The sequence below is a fragment of the Mesobacillus sp. genome, assembly GCF_049588175.1.
Classification (GTDB): domain Bacteria; phylum Bacillota; class Bacilli; order Bacillales; family Cytobacillaceae; genus Mesobacillus.
In genome coordinates, this window is the sequence record NZ_JBAVFI010000088.1 from 1 (window position 1) to 2,058 (window position 2,058).

A 2,058-nucleotide genomic window follows, 5' to 3' on the forward strand; every position below is an offset into this window, starting at 1 on the left:
GCGGCGGATATGCCGTCCTTGTCAAGGTACTTCAAAGCACCTAAAAACGAGCGCAACTGGTTCAGGCGCAACAAAGCGCAAATTGCTGGCAGTGTGATTACGATGCCGATTGTGAATACTTTCATGGTGATTATTGGAGCTGTTTCTTATGTAGCTGTATTGAATTACGACCCAATCGTCGGACTTCAGCAGGCTGCGAGCGGATTCATCTTGGGGATTCTTTTACTGATGATTGTACTGGCACAGTGGTCAACCAATACATCTGCGAACGTCATTCCAGCGGCAACGATTTTTTCAAATGTCGGAGGGCCAAAAGTTCCGTACTGGGTAGGTGTCGTCCTGGCAGGGGTGGTCGGTATTATATCTCAGCCGTGGAGTTTGTTTGGCATTATCATTCCGGCCTTGCTTGTCATTGGCGGGATTTTATCAGCCATCGTAGGGATCTTGTTCACTGATTATTATGTATTGCGTAAAAGACGCGTGAACGTCCAGGAGCTGTATGAAGAGGATGGACAGTTTAGGGGAATGAACGGTTTTAACATGGCTGGCTTGATAGCCTGGGTGATTGGCGGCCTTGCAGCATACTATTTCCCTTCTTATTCCTTTATCGTAGGCTTTGTCGTTGGTGCCATCATTTATTATGTGCTGGCAAAACACTGGTGGTTCGTGAAATACAAGCAAGCTGAAATTGAAGACCCAAGTGATGAAAAGTATCTGGGCATCACTGTCGGGCGTGATTGGATTGTAGAAGAGGGATTGGATTCGGTCATTGTTCCGGAGGCAACTAATCCAATCAACACGTAATTTAGGAAGGAGAGTGTCACCTTTGTCAGAGTATCAGGAGTTTTTACAGGAAAGAGACCGTCTCGATTTTATGTTCCAGAAGGGATATCGAATTAAGAATGTCGTCGAGAATTTGAGCGGGGCGTTTGTGGAGTTCGAAAATAATGAGGGTGAGCATGAAACGTTGCAGATTCTCACGCCGGATGCGCGAAAGTATTTTTCAGTTCTTTTATTGAAGCAGCATAAAGCTGGGGCTTAATAATTAGGGGAGGGTTGGACAATGGAATATTTTTTGAAGTGTAGAGATAATGTTTTTCCTTGTGAAGTGACGATTGATGACGATAATGGACGATACATGATCAAGAAAGCCGATTCCAGCGGAGAAGTGTTCAACTCTTCCGCTGAGCTGATTGAATGGATTTTCAGCAATTGGCAGAGCGACGATTTTTATGATCCGGACCAATTTGAAGGAATGATGAGGGAGATTCTTAGATTTACCCCCGTCCAATAAAACGATATTTGGGGACGGTTCTAGTGTCTCAAAAATAGTTAAAATTTGTTATGAACTGATACGGAAGAACCGTCCCCATGTTTCAACTTTCAATAAAAAAGCAGCTGGCCAGCCTGATTGCAGGATGGTCGGCTGTTTTTTTGTCTACTGATATGAAACCTCCAATGCCTTCTTTTTTACAAAGTGAAAGAACAAAATTAATACAATGGCAGCGACTGGATATACCGGAACGGAATATTGTAGCTTCCACCCGGTATAAATTAATGCATTATTCTTCACACAAATCCATTCGTAAATTAAGGAAAAGCCTGTCCAACAGAGTATATACCAAGCTGTTTTTTTACCGTAAAGTTCGAACTTGTCGTAGATATACAGAAAGATTAATGAAGCACAGGGATACATAAATAAATGAAATAAGGCGCCAGACAGTTCATAAGTTGGATTATCGCCGAAATAATACAGCTTAAATGGAGTTGCGATTAAAAAGTAGTCGATCGTTGAAACCATTGCGATGTTGTAGATCCATATATGAAGGACAATGATAGGTGAAAAGTATTTTCGAATCGGAAAAAACAGCAATAATACAACAAATGTAGAAATTAAGAAGAACCATTCATTCCAATCATATGTTACATTCATTGCTTGTGACCTCCTCGATATAGGATGATTCGGAATATCTTCATGAACCCAATTAACATTAATAGTCCAGCAAACCAAATGGATGGGGACCACCAAAAGCGCCAATTCACGTGAATCAATACACC

General features: G+C 41.8%; 4 protein-coding genes. 3 read left to right on the forward strand and 1 reads right to left on the reverse strand.

Annotation, left to right across the window (positions count from 1 at the left end; all coding sequences use genetic code 11):
• The 3 genes from WB217_RS01925 to WB217_RS01935 form a co-directional block, all read left to right on the forward strand.
• Window positions 1-804 (forward strand): cytosine permease (locus tag WB217_RS01925; RefSeq protein WP_423990134.1); only part of this gene is annotated, 804 nt, incomplete at its 5' end.
• A 13-nt stretch (window positions 805-817) separates the two neighbouring features.
• The gene (locus WB217_RS01930; protein ID WP_423990136.1) at window positions 818-1,042 is read left to right on the forward strand and encodes a hypothetical protein; all 225 of its coding nucleotides are present in this window, start codon (window positions 818-820) and stop codon (window positions 1,040-1,042) included.
• 21 nt (window positions 1,043-1,063) lie between these two features.
• Window positions 1,064-1,294, forward strand: a complete 231-nt coding sequence (locus WB217_RS01935; RefSeq protein WP_423990138.1) for a hypothetical protein — start codon at window positions 1,064-1,066, stop codon at window positions 1,292-1,294.
• A 144-nt stretch (window positions 1,295-1,438) separates the two neighbouring features.
• Here WB217_RS01935 and WB217_RS01940 read toward each other — a convergent pair whose 3' ends face one another.
• Window positions 1,439-1,933, reverse strand: coding sequence for a hypothetical protein (locus WB217_RS01940; protein ID WP_423990140.1), 495 nt, complete (start codon window positions 1,931-1,933; stop codon window positions 1,439-1,441).
• Window positions 1,934-2,058: the final 125 nt, after the last annotated feature.